Source organism: Vibrio tapetis subsp. quintayensis, from assembly GCF_030409945.1.
Classification (GTDB): Bacteria; Pseudomonadota; Gammaproteobacteria; order Enterobacterales; family Vibrionaceae; genus Vibrio; species Vibrio quintayensis.
In genome coordinates, this window is sequence record NZ_JAUFQV010000017.1 from 1 (window position 1) to 5655 (window position 5655).

4 protein-coding genes and 3 pseudogenes are annotated in these 5655 nt (G+C 42.7%); 5 read left to right on the top strand and 2 right to left on the bottom strand.

Annotation, left to right across the window (positions count from 1 at the left end):
• Positions 1 to 232: pseudogene (locus QWZ04_RS07690) on the bottom strand (IS6 family transposase); the annotation flags it as partial.
• A 41-nt stretch (positions 233 to 273) separates the two neighbouring features.
• Between QWZ04_RS07690 and QWZ04_RS07695 the strand changes: the two are divergent.
• The 4 genes and pseudogenes from QWZ04_RS07695 (at position 274) to QWZ04_RS07710 (ending at position 3542) form a co-directional block, all read left to right on the top strand.
• Positions 274 to 810 (top strand): recombinase family protein, encoded by a 537-nt coding sequence (locus QWZ04_RS07695; RefSeq protein WP_290326628.1) that lies wholly within the window; start codon positions 274 to 276, stop codon positions 808 to 810.
• A gap of 287 nt (positions 811 to 1097) precedes the next feature.
• Positions 1098 to 1796: a response regulator gene (locus QWZ04_RS07700; protein WP_290326629.1), complete on the top strand. Its 699-nt coding sequence runs from the start codon at positions 1098 to 1100 to the stop codon at positions 1794 to 1796.
• Positions 1797 to 1884: 88 nt separating this feature from the next.
• Positions 1885 to 2058: pseudogene (locus QWZ04_RS07705) on the top strand (IS6 family transposase); the annotation flags it as partial.
• A 272-nt stretch (positions 2059 to 2330) separates the two neighbouring features.
• A pseudogene (locus QWZ04_RS07710) lies at positions 2331 to 3542 on the top strand (IS256 family transposase).
• Positions 3543 to 3610: 68 nt separating this feature from the next.
• Here QWZ04_RS07710 and QWZ04_RS07715 read toward each other — a convergent pair.
• Complete coding sequence (locus tag QWZ04_RS07715) at positions 3611 to 4600, bottom strand: hypothetical protein (protein WP_290326630.1); 990 nt, start codon at positions 4598 to 4600, stop codon at positions 3611 to 3613.
• 355 nt (positions 4601 to 4955) lie between these two features.
• Between QWZ04_RS07715 and QWZ04_RS07720 the strand changes: the two genes are divergently transcribed.
• On the top strand, positions 4956 to 5655 hold a 700-nt coding region (locus QWZ04_RS07720), incomplete at its 3' end, for an IS4 family transposase (RefSeq protein ID WP_290326632.1).

Consider the following 5655-nt stretch of genomic DNA (forward strand, 5'->3'; position numbering starts at 1 on the left):
GCTGCCACGAAGAGTCTGTTCGGATGAACTGATGGCGGCGTAACTTCTTGCGTAATGCAGGGGCATATTCAATGAACCAACGATAAATGGTCGAGCGATTAACCGAAACCCCTCGTTCTGCCAGCATGTCGCTGAGGTTGGCGTAGCTCATTGGGGTCGAACCATACCAACGAAGGCACCAAAGAATGATTTCAGGGGTAAAGTGTTTCCATTTGAATGCGGAATTGGTCATTGAGTCACTCGATTAGAAAAGACAGAACTGAATTCTGAGTCTTGGTTGATTTTTTTGCAACAGCCCCAAAATTAGAGAGAGCCGAGTTATCCCGCTTAATTGAGGATTCACATAAAGGAGATATATTGCTCATCGAAAAGGTGGACAGGTTGTCACGTTTACCTTATGAGCAATGGAACCGGCTCAAAGACCATCTAGTTGAAGCTGGCTTACATATTGTAGTCATCGATCAAACAATGACGCATGGTGTACTCAATAGTAATGATGAAAGCTCAATGCTCTCAAAAGTGCTGACTGACTTCATGATCGACTTAGCGGCGGCAATGGCGAGAGATGATTATGAGACACGTCGAAAACGTCAAGCTCAAGGGATAGAAAAAGCCAAGAAACTAGGGAAATATCGGGGTAGGAAGCCAGACCATCAACTCAGAGAAAATATCTCTTTACTACTAAGTGAAGGAAAAAGTTGGTCGCAGGTCCAGGAGCTACTTGGGTGTAGCCGTTCAACGGTCGCTAAAGTAAAGAAACTAAGCGAGCCTGGCCAACCATCGAGGGATTCGAATCACTGCGAATGTTGAGGTGGTTTACCAGTAATGGTTACGCCCATGACTGAGTAGATCTGCATTCTCTGATTAATTGCAACAGCCCCCTTAAAATGATGACGTTTGGAGTCGTTATGTTTGTAAGGAACTTGTTAATCAACTAACTTAGATGAAAGGCTGACTATGATAACTGAACTCAATAAGAATAGAAAAAATGAAGGTTATTTGAGCGCTGTAATAAAGCCAATCACTACGGATGTTGAACAAAGGGCACTTTGAATGTCTGTTACTCATGTAGTATTTATGATAAGGAATGTTTCTCTATGTCTGCTATTAAGCTTGTTATTGTGGAGGAGGATGACAAATTGCGAGAAGTGCTAGCGGAGTACTTTCAAACACATAGCTTTAAAGTCGCAACTGCGAGAGATGGCCTAGAAGCGCCAGCTCTGATAAAGAAAATTTGCCCTGACCTAGTTTTATTAGATTTAATGCTACCAGGTCAAGATGGCTTGACAGTTTGTAGGCAGATCAGGACATGGTTTACTGGTAAGGTCTTAATATTGACAGCCAGTGACGATGACTTCGATCATATTGCGGCATTGGAGACGGGCGCTGATGATTTTATCACCAAGCCCATTAAGCCAAGAGTGTTACTAGCTCGAATTCGAATGCTGTTAAGGCGAACTTATTCTGTCAACACAACGTCTCAATATAGGCAACTGGAGTTTGGTCAATTAGTGTTGAGTCAGTCTAACCGAAGCTGTGTACTTGCAGGGAATACCATTACGCTTACCGATAGCGAATTTGACTTGCTTTGGTTATTAGCACAATCGGCGGGTGATACATTATCTCGTGATGCATTAACTAAAGAGCTTCGAGGAATTGACTACAATGGTCTTGATCGAAGTGTTGATAACCGAATCGTTATGCTAAGACAAAAGTTGAAAAGAAAGGCAACGGATCCCCAAGGCATCATAACCGTACGCGGAAAAGGGTATTTGTTTGTCGCAGATGCCTGGTAATTAAGGGCTTTGTTGAGGTTATTTATCAGTAACCGTTAAGCCCATGACTGGATAGATCTGCATTCTCTGAATTAGTTGCAACAAGCCCGGTTTTAAAATACGAAAGCGAGCCTGGTCAACCATTGAGGGATTCGAATCACTGCGAATGTTGAACAAAGGCCAGTTTGATTTCTGGTTACGTCATGATGAGCGCAAAACGCTTGTTCGGGAGAGATCCGCCTTCATGAATCGTCTGTTCAATGTTGAGGTGATTTACCAGTAATCGTTAAGCCCATGACTGGGTAGATCTGCATTCTCTGATTAGTTGCAACAAGCCCTATTTAAGGTGTAGGTATGCTTTTTAAAATGATGGCGTTTGGCGTCATTATATTTGTAAGGAATTTGTTAATAAGCCAACCTGAATGAAAGGCTGACTATGATAACTGAATTCAATGTTAATGGAATAATTGAGTGTTATCTGAGCGATTCAACAGAGACTGTCTCAATTTCTGTGTAATTGCCTAAACTAAGCCTTAAAGGCTAAGGATAGGCAATATGAACAAGAAAGATCTTGAAGCTTTCGCCAAGGAAGCAGCAAAAGGAATTAAAACCCCTGAGGACTTAACCGAGTTCAGCCAAATGCTGAAGAAAATTACGGTTGAGGCCGCACTCAATGCGGAGATGGATGAGCATCTTGGCTACGAAAAACACCAACCCTCTAAATCGAATAATGGCCGTAATGGAAAGAGCAGCAAACGCGTAAAAACCGAAGATGGCGAGTTTGAACTCGATACACCTCGGGATCGCCTTGGCTCGTTTGACCCCAAGCTAGTCAAAAAACACCAATCACGATTTACCTCTATGGATGACAAAATCTTGTGGCTCTATGCCCAAGGAATGAGTACGCGCGATATCGTGAACGCTTTCGATGAGTGGTACGGTGCGGAGATATCATCCAGCCTCGTATCGCGCGTCACAAATGCGGTGATAGAAGAAATAGTAGAGTGGCAATCTAGGCCACTCGATGCTATTTATCCTATCGTTTATCTTGACTGTATTGTGGTCAAGATCCGTCAAGACAAGCGTATTATCAATAAGTCGATCTTCCTCGCTCTCGGTATTAACACCGATGGCCAGAAAGAGCTAATGGGCATGTGGATAGCCGAAAACGAGGGTGCTAAATTTTAGCTGAGTGTTCTAACTGAACTCAATCAACGGGGCGTCGAAGATATCCTTATTGCGTGTGTAGATGGATTGAAGGGCTTTCCTGATGCTATCAACACTGTCTTCCCTCAAACGCATATTCAGCTTTGTATAGTCCATATGGTGCGGAACTCATTGAAGTATGTGTCTTGGAAAGACTATAAAGCGGTCACTGCTGACCTGAAGCGAGTGTATCGCTCTGCTACAGAAGATGAGGCTCTACTCGAACTGGAACGCTTTGGAGAAGCTTGGGATAATCAATATCCGCAAATATCTAAGTCCTGGCGCAATCACTGGCAGAACCTCAACACGCTCTTCAACTACCCAGAAGATATCCGTAGAGCCATCTACACAACCAATGCTATTGAGTCTCTCAACAGCGTGATCCGTAAAGCACTAAAAAAGCGGAAGATCTTCACTAACGATGAGGCCGCAACCAAAATGGTGTACCTAGCAATCAAAGACGCCAGCAAGAAATGGACGATGCCCATTCAAAACTGGCGTCAGGCTATGAGTTGGTTTATTATCGAGTTCGAGGAACGTCTCGATAAACACGTTAACTAAATGGCAGTTACACAGAATCTGTTACAGCCTCATTCAAAGCCCCCCCCCGTCTGGATCATCAATTTACCTTAAAAGCTTTTCATGATGTCGGTTTCAGAAGAGTCAGTAACCTGCTTCAAACCTTCCATATAAGTGTTGATTGTAAATGCCGTTGCTTCCATCGCTTTACACATATCTGAGACTTTTTCTACGTAATGCTTTACCTCATACAAGCTCATTGCCGCATCTTCACGACTTTTCACCAAAGCACGTACATTTGCTGGACTATTAGGATCTTGCGTATGTTTAGCACTGCATAAATTCAATAGCTGCTTGCGTGAATTTAATATCTCTACCGACTGCTTTAGTTTATAAAGGTTACGCTGGATCTTTGGCCCCAAATCAGCGATGTCTTTCGACTGCCATTTGGCTTTCTTTCGGTTGTATTCTTGCTTGCCTAACTTCGCTTCAAGCATCTGGCGATTGCCATCTGAGATATATTCATTCTTCTTACGATCTCGCCTCGCCCCTGCAAACTTTCCGGCCACATATTCCCCTCCTTTAATGGCAAACTGAACGACTTCGCCTAATGGCACAACACTTAATGGTACTTTTGCGACTGTGATAGGGTTCTTTTTTAAGCCACGCGCTTGGTCTTGTAATTTTCGCTGAATTTTATAAACACGTTCACTCTGGTGCTTTTTGTAAATACCTTCTGCACCACTTAGCCAGTCTTGACCTTTTTTTCCTTGTAGTGCGCCACATCTGTCTTTAGGGAAGACTGTTGGTGTTGTAAACGCAGAAACGGAGTTGGCGGTTTTTTGGCTTACATAAGCATGGAATTTTTGCTTTATCGTTTCGACGACCTTGATCTTTTCAATTTTGCTGAATCCGCCTTCCACCAATTCAACTGGAATATCAATGGCTTTTCCTAGCGGCGTGCTATCAAGTAGGCCTGTCCCTAAATCAAACGCAGCCTCCCCTATTGCTAAGCCATTCAAGCCGCCATCATTTGCATTTCCGATTTCGTCATATAAAGTTTTGCCAAAAGAGGTAGCGTTACTAATGTTATCGAGCATATTGCTTCTCTTAAATGAAGTATAGAGTAATGTGGTAAAATATAACAAAAATTGGGCTGTTGCAATTAATCAGAGAATGCAGAACTATGGCTTTGTTGAATCACTCAGATAACACTCAATTATTCCATTAACATTGAATTCAGTTATTATAGTCAGCCTTTCATTCAGGTTGGCTTATTAACAAATTCCTTACAAATACAATGACGCCAAACGCCATCATTTTAAGAAGCATACCTACACCTTAAACTTGCGAATCCCCTCATAATTAACCATAAAAACAATGAGGTAGACGCGCACCGCCGCCTTTGATCTAATGAATATCGCCAAACACACATTTTGATCAAATGGGCTCACGATGCGCGATATTCAGATTCTACAGCAAACCTTACAAAACCAATGCCCTTCGATTCACAAAAAACGGCTTAATTCTCTGATACTTGCCACAAAGAGCGTGCTTGACGGCTCTGATTTAACGCTAACTAAGCTAGGTCGCCGACTAGAAACGAACACCACGGTAAAACATGCAATTAAGCGTGTTGATAGGCTACTTGGAAATCGCCAACTCCACCGTGAAAAAGACCTTATTTATAAATGGCATGCCCACTTAATAACGGGGGCGAATCCCTGCCCAGTAGTCCTTGTTGATTGGTCTGATGTTCGTGAGCAGCTTCGTTATATGACGTTAAGAGCATCCGTTGCTCTGGATGGTCGAGCCATCACAATCTTCGAGCAAGTTTTTGAATATGGCCAATATAACTCACCTAAAAGTCACCAATCATTCCTCGACAAATTGCAGGATATTTTGCCCAATAAAACCTGCCCAATCATCGTTTCTGATGCCGGTTTTCGGAATACTTGGTTCCGACAAGTTCAGGGAAAAGGTTGGTTTTGGTTGGGTCGTGTCCGAGGTGAAGTCTCCATAAAACAACCGGATAAACCTTGGGTCTCAAACAAAAATTTTTATCCAAATGCCGTTCATAAACCAAAGTACCTTGGTCATTGTTTATTAGCCAAAAGAGCGCCGATACCTTGTGAAGCCTATGTTTACAAAGGAT

Coding starts and splice junctions, on each gene's coding strand:
- QWZ04_RS07700 (WP_290326629.1), top strand. CDS start 1,098: ATGTCTGCTATTAAGCTTGTTATTGTGGAGGAGGATGACAAATTGCGA.
- QWZ04_RS07715 (WP_290326630.1), bottom strand. CDS start 4,600: ATGCTCGATAACATTAGTAACGCTACCTCTTTTGGCAAAACTTTATAT.